Consider the following 16,618-nt stretch of genomic DNA (forward strand, 5'->3'; position numbering starts at 1 on the left):
TGTGTTCTTGAAACTCGGCTGACCTCGATATGGGTTTCTGATGGCCTTTGGCGATGCTCCGCGGACTGGATGCGCTGAACGAGCCTCAAGGTTACGATTGGTCACTAGTTCGAGCCAGCCATTCGGCTGGCAACAGCATAGCGCGATTCGGCGAGATGATGGTCGGGAGCGCCTATCAGATGCAATCTCAGGACGGCTTCCACCCCAGCGCAAGCAGCTTGCTTGGTCGGGCGATGAGCGGCTTGCCGACCCGGTACCAGGTGTCACCCAGTCCGAAAGCCGCAAAGGATAGTTCGACCCACCGTTCGGGGACCGGCACCAGCCAGGGCGAGCGGCCCAGTACGGCGCGGCGTCGGGAAATGAGATCGGAAACGGTGAGCGGCGTGGGATCGGACACGATGAATGTCTCACCCTGCGCGCGAGGATCGGTCAGCACCATCACGACGGCCGAGCAAAAATTGTCGATCGAGAGCACCGATCTTTGCGCCTTCAGCGCGCCGAACGGCAATGGTATGGGGAGGCCGGCGATACGATGTATGATCGAGACGTTGCCCTTTTCGCCTTGTCCGTAGATCACGACGGGACGCAGGATCGTGAAACGGACGCCGGATGCGCGGACGGCTTGCTCGGCGGCCAATTTGGACCGGCCATAGGAATTGGCCGGCCTGGGGGGAGCCTCTTCCGTCAGCTCCTGTTCCGAGAAGGGGCCGCTCTGCGCGGCGATCGACGAAACGAAAACCAGGTGCTTGTGCTGGCGGCAAGCAGCTTTCGCCAGCGCGTCGGTGGCGCGGTGGTTGACCAGGTTGTATTGCTCGTCGTCGGAAAACCGGTGCGCGATACCGGCCAGATGGACGATGGCATCACATCGTTCCAGCAAGGCCTGCCAATCGAACGGCAAAGCCAGGTCGGGAAGAGGGGCTGCGACGACATTGGGATGATCGGGAGCAGAAGCGGTTCTGGAAGCCGCAATGACCCCATAACCTCGTGATGCGAGAAAGGCGACGAGATTGCGACCGATGAAACCATCGGCGCCGGTCACGAGCACGGTAGCAGCCATGAAACTCACCGAAGCGAAGCAACTGAACGCCCCTTTAAGTACACGCCAACTCGCGGTGCAAGGAAAATGGGGCGCGTCAGTCGCCAATGCTGCTGCGTGGCTGCAATGCCGATTTCACGAGATGGGCGAGGTTGCCCCCCGCGAACAGAATGCCTTGCACGCCGGCCGCCCGCGCAGCCTCCAGATCGGAGGCCTTGTCTCCGATGAGAATGCTGCGGCTGAGATCTACCGGGAAGCGCGCCAGCAGGTCGGTGATCATTCCGGGAGCCGGCTTTCGTCGAGGGCTGACCTTGCGATAGCGCTCGATCACGGCGTCGGGGTGATCGGGGCAATATTCGAAGGCGTCGATACGAGCGCCGATCGTGGCCAGATCCGCGGCCATCCAGGCGTGGAGGGCCTGCACATGCTGCTCCTCGAAAAAGCCGCGCGCCACACCTGACTGGTTGGTGACGACGAAGACCAGATATCCGGCATCGTTCGCAGCCTTCACGGCTTCGCGCGCGCCATCGATCCATTTCAGCCTGGTGATTTCGTAGACGTAACCGTCGTCTTCGTTGAGTACGCCGTCCCGGTCAAAGAAAATCGCTGGTCTCTTCATTCGTCGCCTGAAAGCACATCGTGGTCTGGAGTAAACTTGTCTTGCTCACGCCCGGCCGCTGCTTGAACATGCGCCTCGATTTCCGCTCATTTTCGGCCATTTCGCTTGATCCCGGCGCTTCACGGCCGCGCCGCCGCAGCTCATCGAGGGGTCTTGTCAACGCCTCCGGAAGGGGCGAAACCTAGCAGCCCGGCCGCGGATTTGGAAGGCTGCCTGCCTGAGGGTTGGCTGCGGGTGGCCGGGCGGTTAACGTGCCAGACGACAAGTTGAAGGGCGATCCATGATCAGATTCGGCCTGCTCGGATGCGGGCGTATCGCAAAGCGTCACGCCGACCTGCTGGGTGGCAATCATGTCGAAGGAGCCAGGCTGGTCGCGGTATGCGACCCTGTTCGCAAGCGTGCCGACGCGATCGCCTCGAAATTCGGGGTCCCCGCGGACTACGACATGGATGCGTTCCTCGCCCGCAACGACATCGACGCGGTGGCGGTGCTGACGCCGAGCGGGATGCATCCTGCCCATGTCATCGCCTGTGCGAGACACGGAAAGCACGCGGTCGTCGAAAAGCCGATGGCGCTGCGGCTTCAGGACGCCGATGACATGGTCCGCGCCTGTGACGAAGCCGGCGTCAAGCTGTTCGTCGTCAAGCAGAACCGGTTCAATGTCCCCGTGGTGAAGGCGCGCCAGGCGCTGGAGGCGGGGCGCTTCGGACGTCTCGTCCTCGGTACTGTCCGCGTGCGCTGGTGCCGCGATCAGGCCTATTACGACCAGGACGCCTGGCGCGGCACCTGGGCCTATGACGGCGGCGTGCTCTCCAACCAGGCCAGTCACCACATCGACATGCTGGAATGGTTTTTCGGCGACGTCGTCAGCGTGCATGCCCGTGCCGTCACGGCGCTGGCGAAGATCGAGGCCGAGGACACTGCGGTCGCAACGCTGAAATTTCGCAACGGCGCGCTTGGCATCATCGAGGCGACAACCGCGGCGCGCCCGACCGACCTCGAAGGCTCGCTGTCGATTCTGGGCGAGAAGGGAACCGTCGAGATCGCCGGCTTCGCCGTCAACCAGATCAGGCACTGGCGCTTTGTCGATGAACTTCCCTCGGACAAGGACGTGATCGAGAAGTTCTCGGTCAATCCGCCGAACGTCTACGGCTTCGGCCATCAGGCCTATTATCAGCATGTGATCGACTGTTTGGTGAACCAGCGCTCGGCGCTGGTTGATGGTCTCGAGGGGCGCAAGAGCCTGGAATTGATTTCGGCGCTCTATGAATCGATCGAGACCGGCGCGGAGGTGCCGCTGCGCTTTACGCCCCGGCTTGGCCGGCTGGGCGTCGTCTCGTGAACCGGCCCGAGATATTTCAGGCCCGCGTTCGCGACGTTGATTTCGGCACGGGCGTCAGGATCGTCGAGCCCTGCAATCTGTACGGCTGCAGGATCGGCGACGATTGCTTCGTCGGGCCGTTCACCGAAATCCAGAAGGACGTCGTGATCGGCGCTCGCACGCGGGTGCAGTCCCACAGCTTTATCTGCGAACTGGTCACGATCGGCGACGATTGTTTTGTCGGCCACGGCGTGATGTTCGTGAACGATACGTTTTCGACCGGCGGTCCGGCGCGGGGTAACCGGGATTTGTGGCGCAAGACTGTGATCGGCAGCCGCGTCTCGATCGGCTCGAACGCCACGATCATGCCGGTCAGCATCGTCGATGATGTCGTGATCGGCGCGGGGGCGGTGGTGACGAAGAACATCACGGTGCCGGGCAAATATGCCGGAAATCCGGCGCGCCGGTTGCCGGCGGACAGGTAGGAAGAGACGACGATGCCGGTGCCTTTTGCCGATCTGCAATTGCAGTATCAGACCATCAAGAGCGAGATCGACGGCGCGATATCTGACGTCATCCGTGACAACGCCTTCATTCGCGGAAGCTATGTCGAGGCCTTCGAACGGCAGTTCGCCGCGGCCGCTGACGTCGGGCATTGCGTGTCCTGCGCCAACGGCACCGACGCGCTGTATCTGGCCATGGCCGCGCTGAAGGTAAAACCCGGTGACGAGGTGATCACCACGGCGCATTCGTGGATCAGCACCTCGGCAATGATCACGCATGCCGGCGCCACCGTGGTGTTCTGCGATACCGATGGCTCCACGTTCACGATCGATCCGGCGGCGATCGAGGCCGCGATCACGCCGCGCACCGTGGGCATCATCCCGGTGCATCTGTATGGCCAGCCGGCGGACATGGACGCGATCATGGCGATCGCGCGCAGGCACAAGCTCTGGGTGATCGAGGACTGCGCGCAGGCGCACCTGGCGCGCTACAAGGGCCGGCAGGTCGGAACGTTCGGCGCAGCCGCGACCTATTCATTCTATCCCGGCAAGAATCTCGGCGCGATGGGCGACGCCGGCGCGGTCGTCACCAGCGACGGATCGCTCGCCGAACACATGACCATGCTGGCGCGGCACGGCGGCCTCGTGAAGCACCAGCATCACATCGAGGGCATCAACAGCCGGCTCGACGGCATGCAGGCGGCGATCCTGTCGGCCAAGCTGCCGCATTTGCCGGCCTGGACCGAGGCGCGCCAGAACGCGGCGAAGGTCTACGATGCCGGCCTCAACCAGGTCGAGGAGGTGACCGTGCCGCAGGTCGCGCCGGGCCGCAGCCACGTCTATCATCTCTATACGATCAGGCATCCGCGCCGTGACGCACTGGCCGCACATCTGAATGCCAATGGCGTGCAGACCGCGATCAACTACCCGACGGCGCTACCGTTCCTTGCGGCCTACCAGCGGTTCGGCCACCGCCCCGAGCAGTTTCCACATGCGTTCGGCGACCAGAGGAAAATCCTGTCGCTCCCGATGTTCGCGGAGATCACGAGGCAGCAGCAGGAAGAGGTGATCGGTCTCGTTCGCGACTTTTGAGGTAAAGCGTCAGGCGCGCAGCCCGCCGGCTCACGCTGGCGGGCCCACTTTCCTTGCCATGTTAGACGACGATCGTGAACGAATCCCATGCACTCCAGGCGGTGCCATCGAACGCGCGCACATACATGGTGTCGGTGCCAGGGACTGTGCCGCCCCGGATCCAGACGTTTGCAAGATCTGCGGCGTTGACATCAATTGCGGTGCCGGCGGCCCAGTGAGAATTTTCCGGTGTCCAGAAATAGCCGCTGTTGGCCGCGGAGTTTCCGTCCCAGAACTGGTACTGCGTAATGGCATCGCCATCGGCGTCGGAGGCTGCCGTCCAGTTCACGACCTTCGCCCACTCCGCGGCACCCAGCGTATGATTGTCGATCGTCGCGACCGGTGCCGTATTCGTAGATGAAAATGTGAAACTATCCCAACTGCTCCAAGCGGAGCCGTCGAAAGCCCGCACGTACATGGTTTCAGAACCTGTCGCCGAGCCCCCGCGAATCCAGAAATTACCCAGATCGGAGGCCGAGACGTCGATGGCAGTGCCGGACGCCCAATGCGAGTTGGCAGGAGACCAGAAGTATCCGCTGTTTGCACCGGAGCCTCCATCCCAGAACTGGTAGCTTACAATCGCATCGCCTTCGGCATCCGTGGTGCTGAGCCAGTTCTGCGGCTGGGCCCATTGATTTACGTGCACACTTTGGTCCGCGATGGTTGCGACCGGCGCGGTGTTCACCGTCGTCGTCAGGGTGAATGAATCCCAACTGCTCCACTCAAAGCCGTCGAATGCGCGCACCCATAGCGTCTCGGAGCCGACTGCGGAGCCGCCCCTGAGCCAGACGTCCGCGAGCTCGGAGGCGGACACGTCGAGAAGGGTATTCGCGGCCCAATGTGAGTTGGTTGGGGTCCAGAAATAGCCGCTGGTGGCCGAAGTGCCGCCGTCCCAGAACTGATAGCGCGTGATTGTATCGCCGTTCGCGTCGGACGCACTTATCCAACTGTCGAGTTGAGTCCATTGATCAAGGTGCGATGAATGATCGGCAATGGTGGCAACGGGCGTTGCGTTTGCCGTCGTCAAGGTGAAGCTATCCCAATTTCCCCAATTCGTTCCGTCGAAGGCGCGCACCCACAGCGTTTCGCTACCGGTCGCGCTGCCGCCCCGCACCCAGACGTTGGCGAGATCTTCCGCCGAAACTTCGACGGTCGTATTGGCGGACCAATGGGTGTTGTCGGGGGTCCAGAAATAGCCGCTGTTCGCGCCCGTACCGCCGTCCCAGAACTGATACTTGGTGGCAACGTCTCCGTTGGCATCCGAGTAGCTCAGCCAATTCGAGACCTGCGCCCATGTGTTGTTGTGGAGTGTCTGGTCATTAATCGTGGCAACGGGCGGGGTATTGGGTACCGTGGTGAAGGTGAATGAATCCCAATTGCTCCAGTCTGTACCGTCAAACGCGCGAACCCACAGCGTCTCGGAACCTCCGGCTGAACCTGCACGAAGCCACACATCGGAGATGTCCGCAGCTGCGACTTCAATCGTGGTGTTGGCAGCCCAATGCGTATTGGTTGAGGTCCAGAAATAGCCGCTGGATGCGCCTGTTCCGCCGTCCCAGAATTGGTACTTTACCGCTGGATTGCCGTCAGCATCGGTATAGCTGATCCAAGGCTGGACGCGCTGCCACTGATCGTGCAGCAGGCTGTGATCCGCGATGGAAACAATAGGCGCGTTGTTTGCCATGATATTTGCTCGCCAGTTGAAAAACAGAGGGTACCAATGATCAGCAGTGAAGTTCGCCAGCCTGTTGCAGTGTTGTTTGGTTGGAGACTAGAAATTTGAGGCCGCAATAATCGTGTACTTCGTCACATTCGTTGTGAGCAGGGTAGTGGGCGCTTTGTTTCAGGATCGTGTCGTCGCGCGCGGAAAAGGACTTCGTCGGCCGCAGCAGATTTGCAGACACACCGCGGATACGGTGTTGATCTTCAGGAGAGCTAAAAATCATCTAAATAATTGATTTTAATGATTAATTTGTAGATCGTCCGAAGACGAAAAGTCACGTCAGGACTGGCAATTGAGGCGATTTGGCAGAACGAACCCGAGGGCTCGCCGCGCAGGCCACTAGTTTCGCTCGTCCGCAATCACCTTGCCGTCATTCGGTAGCGAGCCGGCGGCGACCAGTTCGACATTGCCGCCGAGCTTCGTCACCGCGCGCAGGCTTGCCGCGAGTTCGTCCTGCAGCGTCGCGCCGGCCGACGCCGTTTCCGCCTTCAGCGTCATCAGGTCGCTCTCGCCGGATCGCGTGACGACGAGGCGTAGCCGTCCGAGGCCGGGATGGCGCTTGCCGATCTCGGCGATCTGCTCGGGCCGAACGAACATGCCCTTGACCTTGGTGGTCTGGTCGGCGCGGCCCATCCAGCCCTTGATGCGCATGTTGGTGCGGCCGCAGGGGCTCGCGCCGGGCAGCGCGGCGGTGAGATCGCCGAGCGCGAGCCTGATCCAGGGATGCTGCGGGTCGAGCGAGGTGACCACGATCTCGCCGACGTCGCCCGGCGCCACCGGATCGCCGGTGCCGGGGCGCACGATCTCCATGATCAGATCCTCGTTCACGACCATGCCCTCGCGGGCCGGGGTCTCGAACGCGACCATGCCGAGGTCGGCAGTGCCGAACGCCTGATAGGCGTCGACGCCGCGCGCCTTCACCTCGTCCTGCAGCGATTTCGGGAAAGCCGCGCCCGACACCAGCGCCCGCCTGATCGAGGAAACGTCGCGGCCTGCGCTCTCCGCGGCATCGAGCAGGATCTTGAGGAAGTCCGGCGTGCCGCTATAGCCGACCGGCCGATAGGCCTCGATCAGCTCGAACTGCTGCTCGGTATTGCCGGGCCCGGCCGGGATCACCGCGCAGCCGAGCGCCCGAGCCGAGGCATCGAAGATGAAGCCGCCCGGGGTCAAATGGTAGCTGAAGGTGTTGAGCACGACGTCGCCGGGCCGGAAGCCCGCCGCGAACAGCGCCCGGGCGCCGCGCCAGGGGTCGGCGCGAACAGGCTCGGGCTCGAAGATCGGCCCCGGCGAGGTGAACAAACGCCCGAACGACCCCAGGGGGCCCGCCACGAAGCCGCCAAAGGGCGGCGCGGCCTTGTGCAGGGCAGGGAGTTCCGACTTGCGCAGCACCGGCAGGCTCGCCAGCGCGCTCCGGCTGGTCACGGAGGCGGGATCGATGCCCTTCAGCCGCTCGGCATAGGCCGGCGCCGCCAGCGCCTTGCGCAGCACGTCCGGCAGCCGGGAAAACAGCTCAGCCTCGCGCTTGCCCGGCTCGCGCGTTTCAAGGTCGTCGTAGTGGTCGGTCATGGCTGAGCGTTCCGCGGATTGGGGCCGATTGCGCGTCGCCGGTGACGTGCTATCAGACGGCTTCTATCGGTGTTGTTCGTGTTCCAGGGGACGCAATGGCTGAAGGACATCCTGCTGCGGCCGAAGACGCTGCCGTTCCGGCTGACATCGTCGCCAGGCTGAAGCTCCGCATGATCGACCATTGCCTGCCGTTGTGGTCGACCGAGGGCTGGGACGACAAGGCGGGTGGCTTCGTCGACCGGCTCGGTCCCGATGGCCGTGCCGATGCGATGGCGCCACGCCGGGTTTTCGTGCAGGCGCGGCAGATCTACTGCTTCGCCAAGGCAGCGCAGATGGGCTGGTATCCCGAGGGTCGTGCGATCGCGCTGAAGGCGCTGGAGCATCTGCTGGCCAAGGCCAAGGCGCCCGATGGCAAACCAGGCTTCGTCCACGTGCTGGCCCCTGATGGCGCGGTGCTGGACCCGCAGCGGGATTCCTACGACCACGCCTTCGTCCTGCTCGCGCTTGCGACCGTCCATTGCCTCGATCGCGACGCGCAGGTCCGCGCCGAGATCGATGCGCTGTGCCACTTCATCGAGACCGACCTGCGCTCGCCGCACGGCGGGGTTCACGAAGGATTGCCGCCCTCGATGCCGCGGCGGCAGAACCCGCAGATGCATCTGTTCGAGGCAATGGTTGCCGCGTTCGACGCGACGCATGACCTCGTGTTCCAGAACCGGGCTGGCAATTTCTTCAGCCTGTTTCTGGCCAACCTCTACGACAAGCAGCGCCAGGTGCTGACCGAGTATTTCGAGGAGGACTGGTCGAAGATCGAGCCGGTCAGCGTGGAGCCGGGGCACCAGGCGGAGTGGGTGTGGCTCCTGAGGGGATTTGAGCGCATCACCGGCTGCCCAACGGGGCGCTACCGCGGCGAATTGCTGGCGACCGCGCTGCGCTACCGCGACGCGGCGACCGGCTGCCTGGTCGACGAGGGCGATGCGAACGGCAACATCCGGCGCCATACCCGCCGGCTGTGGCCGCAGACCGAAATGGCCAAGGCGTGGATCGCGCAGGCCGAGTCGGGCGAGGCGGAAGCGGCGGATGAGGCGCGCGCGGCGCTGGCGCGGCTCGAACGGCACTACCTCAGCCATCCCGTCGCAGGCGGCTGGCACGACCAGTTCGACCGCGACGGCAACTCGCTGGTTGCCACCATTCCTGCGTCCTCGTTCTATCATGTGCTCTGCGCGGTCACGGAAGCGGAGCAGGTGATCGGGTGACAGGGTGAGCATTTGAATTGGCTCACAGCCACCGCTTTCGCCGCTTGAAGCTCTTCAGGTTCTTGAAGCTCTTGCGCTGGTCGCCGGCGCCGCCGAGGTAGAATTCCTTGACGTCCTCATTGTCGCGCAACTCGTCGGCGGTGCCGTCAAGCACCACCTTGCCCTGTTCCATGATATAGCCGTGGCTCGCGACCGACAACGCGGCACGCGCGTTCTGCTCCACCAGCAAAATGGTGACGCCGAGGTCGCGGTTGATCTCCTTGATGATGGAGAACACTTCCTTGACCAGCAGCGGCGACAGGCCCATCGAGGGCTCGTCCATCAGGATCATCTTCGGGCGCGCCATCAGCGCGCGGCCGATCGCCAGCATCTGCTGCTCGCCGCCGGAGAGATAGCCGGCGAGCCCGGTGCGCTCCTTCAGTCGCGGGAAATACCTGAACACCATGTCGATGTCGGCGCCGATCTCGTTGTCGGTGCGGGTAAAGGCGCCGAGCTTCAGGTTCTCGATCGACGTCATGTCGGCGATGATGCGGCGCCCCTCCATCACCTGGAAGATGCCGCGGCGGACGATCTTGTCGGGATCGATGCCGTTGATGCGTTCGCCGTCAAACAGGATCTCGCCGCGGATGACGTCGCCGTCCTCGGTCTTGAGCAGGCCGGAGATCGCCTTCAGTGTCGTCGACTTGCCGGCGCCGTTGGCGCCCAGCAGCGCCACGATCGCGCCTTTCGGCACGTCGAGGCTGAGCCCGCGCAGCACCAGGATGACCTTGTCGTAGACGACCTCGATGTTGCGCACGCTGAGCAGCGGGGCGGCTTGCGTCGCCGATGACGCTGGACGGTTGATTGTGGTTGCTTCGGTCATGTTTCCGATCCTGGCGCTGTTGGTGGGGCGGGTCATCCGCTCCACCCACCGCCGTCATCACCCGCGAATGCGGGTGATCCAGTATTCCAGAGGCATCTGCGATCAATCGAGAAGCCGCGGCGTACTGGATCCCCGCTTTCGCGGGGATGACAGTTGAGTGTTGAGACGCCTACCGACGTCTCCAATCCTCACCAGCCCAGCCACTCGGGCTTGCGCGGCAGGTCGACGGTCTTCACCTTCTCGAGCTTGATGGTGCCGTTCTTGACGAGATCGTTGAGCGGGGCGTCGGTCGCGCCGGCAACCTTCATCCGGTAGAGATCGACCTTGAGCGTGCCGCGGTGATCCTTGTCGGTCCAGGTCGACGGATTGCAGACGCCGTCCATGCCGGCCGGCACCCAATCCTTCTTCTGGTAGAAGCCCTTCTTGACGTTCTCGCCGGTTGCACCGCCGTTCTTGGCGGCCCATTCGACGGCTTCCTTCATGTAGAGCGCGGTGCAGACGCCGGCGATGTAGTGCACGGGACGGTAGGCCGTGCCGGCGGCGTCCGACATCTTGGAGATATCGGTGACGGTCTTCATGCCGGGTGCGTTGCCGCCCCATGCGACCGCGGTACGGAGCGGAAACACCACGCCGTCGGCGGCGGCGCCGGCGGCCTTGGCGGCGTTCTCGTCCATGCCCCAGACGTTGCCGAGGAACTGCACGTCGACGCCCGCCGCCTTGCAGGCGTTGAGCACGGAGATGTTGGAGCCCGCGGTGTTGCCGAGATAGGCATAGTTCGCACCCGAGCTCTTCAGCGTCAGGCACTGCGCGCTGTAATCGCCTGGCGTCAGCGCGAACACGATCGGCGGCAGGACCTCGAAGCCGAGTTCATTGGCCATGGCTTCGCCGGCGGCCTTCGGCGCGTTCGGATAGGGATGGTTCGCGCCCATGTGGACGAACTTCGGCTTGCCGGGCTTACCCTTCGCCTTCCAGTCCTCGGCGGCCCAGGTCAGCATGGCGCGAACGGCATCCGAGTAGCTCGGACCGTAGAAGAAGTTGTAGGGCGCAGGCTTGGCCTTGCCGCCGGCACCGGTCGGGTCGGAGAGCGCCGCGGCGTAGGAGCCGGAGATATCCGGGATCTTGTCCTCGGCGAGGAAGCCGGTCAGCGCCTCGGTGTCGGCGGTGCCCCAGCCAAGGATGGCGGAGACCTTGTCGGCGCCCGACCATTTCTTGTACTGCGCGATGGCGCGCGGCACCTGATAGCCGTAATCGACGGTGTCGACATTGACCTTGGCGCCATTGATGCCGCCGTTCTTGTTGACCCATGCATAAGCGTCCGCGACGCCCTGTCCGAACGGCGTTCCGACGTCAGACGTGGCGCCGGAATAGTCGGCAAGGTGCCCGAGCGAGATCGGCGCCTGGGCCAGTGCCGCCGTGCTGCCCAGCAGCAGGGCAAGCGAAGCGGAGCTCAATAGAGTCTTCATCGTCATGGACATAATCCTCCGGTCGTTTCTCGAGGTCTTCTTGTTGTCCGTCCCGTTCCGACCTCAATGCGAGAACGGGTAGAGTTTCCAGTACGCCTTGATCTGGCGCCAGCGATGCGCAAGCCCGTCCGGCTCGAACACCAGAAACACGATGATGATGAGACCGATGGCCATCTCGCGCAGGAATGCGATGTTGTTCTTCAATGCCAGCATCTGATCGATCGGGCTGCCGCGCAATGCGACGCTGAGCCACTCCATCGATTCCGGCAGCAGCACCATGAACGCGGTGCCCATCAGCGTGCCCATGACCGAGCCGAGCCCGCCGATGATGATCATGGCCAGGAAGATGATCGAACGATCGATGCCGAAACCTTCGTTGGAGACTACCTGGTTGTAGTGCGCATAGAGCGCGCCGCCGACGCCGGCGAAGAACGCGGCGAGGCCGAACGACAGCGTGCGGTATTTGGTCAGGTTGATGCCCATGATCTCGGCGGACAAATAGTGATCGCGCACCGCGATCAGCGCGCGGCCGTCGCGCGAACGGATCAGGTTGGTCACCAGCAGGTAGCAGACCACGACATAGGCCAGCACGACGTAGAAGTACTTTTTGTCGCCGCGCATCGAATAGCCGAAGATCGAGAACGGCTCGGCGCTGGCCGGAACGCTGCCGCCGGTGAACCATTCGGCCCGCGCAAAGAAGTCGAGCAGGATGTACTGCGCCGCCAGCGTGGCGATCGCCAGATAAAGCCCCTTCAGCCGCGCGGCCGGCAGGCCGAAGATCAGGCCGACCGCGGCGGTCACGACGCCCGCCAGCGGAATGCAGAAGAAGACGGGAATGCCGAACCGGTTCGACAGATAGGCCGAGGTGAAGGCGCCGAAGCCGAAGAATGCGGCGTGGCCGATCGAGATCTGGCCGGTGAAGCCGACAACGATATTGAGGCCGAGGGCGGCGATGCCGAAGATGCCGATCTGGATCAGCAGGCTGAGGACGTAGGCGTTGACGACGTAAGGCGCAAAACACACCAGCACGATGCCCGCAATCATCGCGTTGCGGCTGGTCGCGGTCGGAAACACGGTGGTGTCAGCCGCATAGGTGGTGCGGAAATCGCCGGCGGGGATGAGGGTCTGGCCTGCCATGATTGCTTACACCCGCTCGATGTCTTTGGTGCCGAACAGGCCGTACGGCTTGATCATGAGGATGATGATGAGCGCATAGAATGGCGCGATCTCGTAGAGATTGCCCCAGTGCAGATATTCGCTGTCGAGAAAATGCGCGACGTTTTCCAGGAGTCCGATGATGATGCCGCCGAGCACGGCGCCGCCGACGCTGTCGAGGCCGCCGAGGATCGCCGCCGGAAACACTTTCACGCCATAGGCGGAGAGGCCGGCCGAGACGCCGTTGACGACGGCCACCACCACGCCTGCGACGGCGGAGACGGTCGCCGAGATCGCCCAGGCCATCGCGAACACGCTCTTTACGGAGATGCCGAGCGACTGCGCCACCTGCTGGTTGAAGGCGGTGGCGCGCATCGCGAGGCCGTATTTGGAGAGGCGGAAGAACCACGCCATGCCGATCATCATCGCGACCGAGACCGCAAGGCTCATCAGGTAAACCGTCTGCACCTGCAGGCCGAGGATGTCGACGTTCTGGGTCTGGAAGATGCGCGGGAACGGCTGCAGGTTGACGCCGAATATCCATTTCATCAGCGCCGAAAACACCGTCGACAGCGCGATCGTCACCATGATCACGGAAATGATCGGCTCGCCGATCATCGGCCGCAGGATGACGATCTGGATCGCAATGCCGAACAGGAACATGAAGACCAGCGTGATCGGCATGCCCAGATAGAACGGCACCTGGTATTTGGTGAGCAGCCACCAGCACACCCAGGCGCCGATCAGCAGCAATTCGCCCTGGGCGAAGTTCACCACCTGCGTCGCCTTGTAGATCAGCACAAACGACATCGCGACCACGCCGTACAGCGTGCCGACCACGAGGCCGTTGACGAGGAGCTGGATCAGAAGCTGGCTGTTCATGCGGCCCTCTCTCCCTGTCCCACACGAGGAGAGGGCGCATCAATGCGCGCCTTGTGTGACTGTATCGCCATCATTCCGCGGCCTCCGCCAGCGATGCTGACGCGCCGAGATCGACGACCCGCAGCGTGGTTCGGATGCGCTGGGTGGTGCCGTCCTGGAAGCGAATCACGGTGTCGACGGGGATGTCGCTGTTGCCGGCATAGATCGCGTCGATGATATCGGCGTATTTCTCGTTGATGACGCTGCGGCGGACCTTCCGGGTGCGGGTCAGTTCGCCGTCGTCGGCGTCGAGTTCCTTGTAGAGCAGGAGGAAGCGGGAGATGCGCTGTGCCGGCGGCAGCGACGCGTTGACGCTCTCGACCTCCTTGCGCAGGAGCGCATAGACTTCGGGGCGCGAGGACAGGTCGGTATAGGTCGTGAACGAGATGCGGTTTTTCTCCGCCCATTTCGAGATGATCGAGTAGCGGATGCAGATCATCGCCGCCAGCGTGTCGCGGCCGGCGCCGAGCACGACGGCCTCGGCGACATAGGGCGAGAACTTCAGCTTGTTTTCGAGGTATTGCGGCGAGAAACGCTCGCCGCGCGAAGTCTCCGCGAGGTCCTTGATGCGGTCGATGACAACGAGCTGGCCTTGACTGTTGAAATAGCCGGCGTCGCCGGAATGCATCCAGCCATCCTTGATGTCGGCGACCGAAGCCTCCGGATTCTTGTAGTAGCCGAGGAACGCATTGGGGTGGCGGACGACGATCTCGCCGACGCCGTTGACGTCGGGGTTGTCGATGCGGATTTCGATGTCATCGGCCATCGGCACGCCGGTGGTATCCGGATCGACCTTGCCTGTGGGATGCAGCGTATAGGCGCCGAGCAGTTCGGTCTGGCCATAGAGCGTGCGCAGCGGCACGCCCATCGCCTGGAAGAACTTGAAGGTATCGGGCCCGAGGGCTGCGCCGCCGGTCGCGGCCGAACGCAGCCGCGTGAAGCCGAGGCGGTCGCGCAGCGCGCGGAACAGGAGCTGATCGGCAAGCAGCGAACGCTTGCCCTCTGCCAGCGCCGAAAGTCCCGTCTTCATGCCGACGTCGAACAGCTTCTGCTTCAGCGGCGAGGAGTCCATCACGCCGGCGCGGACATCGGCGGCGATCGATTCCCAGAGCCGCGGCGCGAACAGCACGAAGGTCGGCGCGATCTCGCGGAAATCGTGCATCATGGTCTCGGGCTCTTCGACGAAGTTGACCTTCATCCGGCACAGCAGCCCTTTGCCGAGCGCATAGACCTGCTCCATGATCCATGGCAGCGGCAGCACCGAGACATATTCGTCGTCTGGCCCCTTCGGATCGAATGCCAGATAAGTCGCGCAATGTTTCAGGACCCGGCCGGCCGCCAGCATCGCCAGCTTGGGGTTCGCCGTGGTGCCTGACGTCGTGCAGAGGATCGCGACGTCCTCGCCGCCGGTGGCGTCGACCAGGCGGTCGTAGAGGCCGGGCTCGCGCGCGGCGCGCTCGCGCCCCATCGCGGCGAGCTTTTCCGCTTCCATCAGTCGCGGATCGTCGTATTTCCGCATGCCGCGCGGATCGGAATAGACGATGTGCTTGAGATTGGGCGCGCGATCGGCGAGCGCCAGCAGTTTGTCGACCTGCTCCTCATCCTCGGCGAATACCAGTCTGGCCTCGCCGTAGCTCAGGAGATAGGCCGCTTCCTCGTCCAGCACATCGCGATAGAGGCCGAGGCTCATGGCGCCGATGGCGTGGGCAGCGATTTCGGCCGCCACCCAGTCGGGACGGTTGTCGCCGATGATGCTGACAACGTCGCCGCGCCCGAGGCCGAGTTCGACCATGCCGAGCGCGAAATCATGCGTGCGCGTCTGGTAGTCGTTCCAGGTGAAGACGCGCCACAGCCCGAGATCCTTTTCGCGCAGGGCGATCTCGCCGCCATGCTCCTTCGCATTGAGGCGCAACAGTTTTGGAAAAGTATCCGCCTTGGCGGCGCGGCCGGCGTAATCCATCATGCCGCGCTCTCCCGCGGTGCCGGCGCATCGTCGGGATCGACCAGCGCCTCGTCCTCTTCGCCGAGATAGGCGCGTTTGACATGGGGGTCGGCGAGCACGGAAGCCGGATCGCCCTCGGCGATCTTGCGGCCGAAATCCAGCACCATGACGCGGTGGGAAATGTCCATCACCACGCCCATGTCATGCTCGATCATCATCACGGTCATGCCGAACTCTTCGTTGAGATCGACGATGTAGCGCGCCATGTCCTCCTTTTCCTCGAAGTTCATGCCGGCCATCGGCTCGTCGAGCAGGATCAGCTGCGGTTCCAGCGCCATCGCGCGGGCGAGTTCGACGCGCTTGCGCAGGCCGTAGGGCAGGGTGCCGGCAGTCGCCTTGCGCACCGACTGCAGGTCGAGGAAGTCGATGATCTCCTCCACCTTGTGGCGGTGTTCGAGTTCCTCGCGGCGCGCGCCGGTCAGCCAGTAGAGCGAGCCCGTAAGGAAGTTGTTCTTGAGCAGGTGGTGCCGCCCGACCATGATGTTGTCGAGCACGCTCATGTGGTGGAACAGCGCGAGATTCTGGAAGGTGCGGCCGATGCCGAGCCGGGGCCGCGCGTTCGGATTGAGCCCGGTGATGTCCTTGCCGCGATAGAACAGCTTTCCTTCGGTCGGCTTGTAGCGGCCCGAAATGCAATTGACGATCGAGGTCTTGCCGGCGCCGTTCGGGCCGATGATCGAGAACAATTCGCCCTCGTTCACGCCGAACGAGACTTCGGTCAGTGCCCGGACGCCGCCGAAGCGCAGCGACACGCCGCGCACTTCCAAGGTATGAGCCACTCATTCCCTCCAGATATGGCGCTTGAGCGGCGCTCTTTATCTATCGTTTGCAATGCGCGATCCTACATCGGCGATGCCGGGCAGGCCATCCGACTATGGATGCCAGCCGATGCTCCGCCGCACGCGCGGTAGTGTCGCACCTCGCCGCTGCGCACAGTTCGCGCGTGCCGAGGTGGCCCTCCTTAGGGCAATGCGATAGTTTGAAATGTCTTTTCCCTGACAATTGGTCGGGAAATTTTATCTGACGGCAATCTTGCTGCAGCGCAGCACGGGGTCGTGGA

At 63.4% G+C, this 16,618-nt stretch carries 14 protein-coding genes; 4 read left to right on the top strand and 10 right to left on the bottom strand.

All coding sequences use genetic code 11. The features are described 5' to 3' along the window. Positions 1–187: 187 nt before the first annotated feature. Together V7E26_RS03915 and V7E26_RS03920 are read right to left on the bottom strand one after the other, a co-directional pair. The gene (locus V7E26_RS03915) at positions 188–1,144 is read right to left on the bottom strand and encodes an NAD-dependent epimerase/dehydratase family protein (protein WP_324413692.1); all 957 of its coding nucleotides are present in this window, start codon (positions 1,142–1,144) and stop codon (positions 188–190) included. After that, positions 1,134–1,655 (bottom strand): D-glycero-alpha-D-manno-heptose-1,7-bisphosphate 7-phosphatase, encoded by a 522-nt coding sequence (locus V7E26_RS03920; protein ID WP_324413694.1) that lies wholly within the window; start codon positions 1,653–1,655, stop codon positions 1,134–1,136. The genes V7E26_RS03915 and V7E26_RS03920 overlap by 11 nt, the downstream gene beginning before the upstream one ends. 280 nt (positions 1,656–1,935) lie before the next feature. Between V7E26_RS03920 and V7E26_RS03925 the strand changes: the two genes are divergently transcribed. From V7E26_RS03925 to V7E26_RS03935, 3 genes are read left to right on the top strand one after another with little or no spacing between them, the layout of a single operon-like run. Further along, entirely contained in the window at positions 1,936–2,997 is a 1,062-nt protein-coding gene (locus V7E26_RS03925; protein ID WP_324413696.1) for a Gfo/Idh/MocA family protein, read from the top strand. Further along, positions 2,994–3,461, top strand: a complete 468-nt coding sequence (locus V7E26_RS03930; RefSeq protein ID WP_324413698.1) for an acyltransferase — start codon at positions 2,994–2,996, stop codon at positions 3,459–3,461. The genes V7E26_RS03925 and V7E26_RS03930 overlap by 4 nt, the downstream gene beginning before the upstream one ends. A gap of 12 nt (positions 3,462–3,473) precedes the next feature. After that, positions 3,474–4,571, top strand: a complete 1,098-nt coding sequence (locus V7E26_RS03935) for a DegT/DnrJ/EryC1/StrS family aminotransferase (protein WP_324413700.1) — start codon at positions 3,474–3,476, stop codon at positions 4,569–4,571. Between the two features lie 61 nt (positions 4,572–4,632). Here V7E26_RS03935 and V7E26_RS03940 read toward each other — a convergent pair whose 3' ends face one another. Then, positions 4,633–6,294, bottom strand: a complete 1,662-nt coding sequence (locus V7E26_RS03940) for a hypothetical protein (RefSeq protein WP_324413701.1) — start codon at positions 6,292–6,294, stop codon at positions 4,633–4,635. Positions 6,295–6,672: 378 nt separating this feature from the next. Beyond that, a complete protein-coding gene (locus tag V7E26_RS03945; protein WP_324413704.1) occupies positions 6,673–7,899 on the bottom strand; it encodes a phenylacetate--CoA ligase family protein in 1,227 nt (408 codons plus the stop codon). A 95-nt stretch (positions 7,900–7,994) separates the two neighbouring features. Here V7E26_RS03945 and V7E26_RS03950 point away from each other — a divergent pair, with 95 nt between their 5' ends. Then, the gene (locus V7E26_RS03950) at positions 7,995–9,155 is read left to right on the top strand and encodes an AGE family epimerase/isomerase (protein ID WP_324413706.1); all 1,161 of its coding nucleotides are present in this window, start codon (positions 7,995–7,997) and stop codon (positions 9,153–9,155) included. A 22-nt stretch (positions 9,156–9,177) separates the two neighbouring features. On the opposite strand, the gene V7E26_RS03955 is transcribed toward V7E26_RS03950, so the two are convergent. From V7E26_RS03955 to V7E26_RS03980, 6 genes are all read right to left on the bottom strand, one after another. After that, entirely contained in the window at positions 9,178–10,017 is an 840-nt protein-coding gene (locus tag V7E26_RS03955; protein WP_324413708.1) for an ABC transporter ATP-binding protein, read from the bottom strand. A 188-nt stretch (positions 10,018–10,205) separates the two neighbouring features. After that, positions 10,206–11,486, bottom strand: coding sequence for an ABC transporter substrate-binding protein (locus V7E26_RS03960; protein WP_324413710.1), 1,281 nt, complete (start codon positions 11,484–11,486; stop codon positions 10,206–10,208). Positions 11,487–11,543: 57 nt separating this feature from the next. Then, a complete protein-coding gene (locus tag V7E26_RS03965; RefSeq protein WP_324413712.1) occupies positions 11,544–12,617 on the bottom strand; it encodes a branched-chain amino acid ABC transporter permease in 1,074 nt (357 codons plus the stop codon). A gap of 6 nt (positions 12,618–12,623) precedes the next feature. Further along, the gene (locus tag V7E26_RS03970; RefSeq protein WP_324413714.1) at positions 12,624–13,517 is read right to left on the bottom strand and encodes a branched-chain amino acid ABC transporter permease; all 894 of its coding nucleotides are present in this window, start codon (positions 13,515–13,517) and stop codon (positions 12,624–12,626) included. A 70-nt stretch (positions 13,518–13,587) separates the two neighbouring features. Beyond that, positions 13,588–15,519, bottom strand: coding sequence for a long-chain fatty acid--CoA ligase (locus V7E26_RS03975; protein WP_324413716.1), 1,932 nt, complete (start codon positions 15,517–15,519; stop codon positions 13,588–13,590). Beyond that, positions 15,516–16,337, bottom strand: coding sequence for an ABC transporter ATP-binding protein (locus tag V7E26_RS03980; RefSeq protein ID WP_324413718.1), 822 nt, complete (start codon positions 16,335–16,337; stop codon positions 15,516–15,518). The genes V7E26_RS03975 and V7E26_RS03980 overlap by 4 nt, the downstream gene beginning before the upstream one ends. Positions 16,338–16,618 lie beyond the last annotated feature (281 nt).

This window comes from Bradyrhizobium sp. (assembly GCF_036735945.1).
Lineage (GTDB): Bacteria > Pseudomonadota > Alphaproteobacteria > Rhizobiales > Xanthobacteraceae > Bradyrhizobium.

Excerpts from the sequence above, each read along its gene's own strand:
- V7E26_RS03925 (WP_324413696.1), top strand. The coding sequence starts at position 1,936 with ATGATCAGATTCGGCCTGCTCGGATGCGGGCGTATCGCAAAGCGTCAC.
- V7E26_RS03955 (WP_324413708.1), bottom strand. The coding sequence starts at position 10,017 with ATGACCGAAGCAACCACAATCAACCGTCCAGCGTCATCGGCGACGCAA.
- V7E26_RS03965 (WP_324413712.1), bottom strand. The coding sequence starts at position 12,617 with ATGGCAGGCCAGACCCTCATCCCCGCCGGCGATTTCCGCACCACCTAT.
- V7E26_RS03960 (WP_324413710.1), bottom strand. The coding sequence starts at position 11,486 with ATGACGATGAAGACTCTATTGAGCTCCGCTTCGCTTGCCCTGCTGCTG.
- V7E26_RS03945 (WP_324413704.1), bottom strand. The coding sequence starts at position 7,899 with ATGACCGACCACTACGACGACCTTGAAACGCGCGAGCCGGGCAAGCGC.
- V7E26_RS03940 (WP_324413701.1), bottom strand. The coding sequence starts at position 6,294 with ATGGCAAACAACGCGCCTATTGTTTCCATCGCGGATCACAGCCTGCTG.
- V7E26_RS03920 (WP_324413694.1), bottom strand. The coding sequence starts at position 1,655 with ATGAAGAGACCAGCGATTTTCTTTGACCGGGACGGCGTACTCAACGAA.
- V7E26_RS03935 (WP_324413700.1), top strand. The coding sequence starts at position 3,474 with ATGCCGGTGCCTTTTGCCGATCTGCAATTGCAGTATCAGACCATCAAG.
- V7E26_RS03975 (WP_324413716.1), bottom strand. The coding sequence starts at position 15,519 with ATGATGGATTACGCCGGCCGCGCCGCCAAGGCGGATACTTTTCCAAAA.
- V7E26_RS03970 (WP_324413714.1), bottom strand. The coding sequence starts at position 13,517 with ATGAACAGCCAGCTTCTGATCCAGCTCCTCGTCAACGGCCTCGTGGTC.
- V7E26_RS03950 (WP_324413706.1), top strand. The coding sequence starts at position 7,995 with ATGGCTGAAGGACATCCTGCTGCGGCCGAAGACGCTGCCGTTCCGGCT.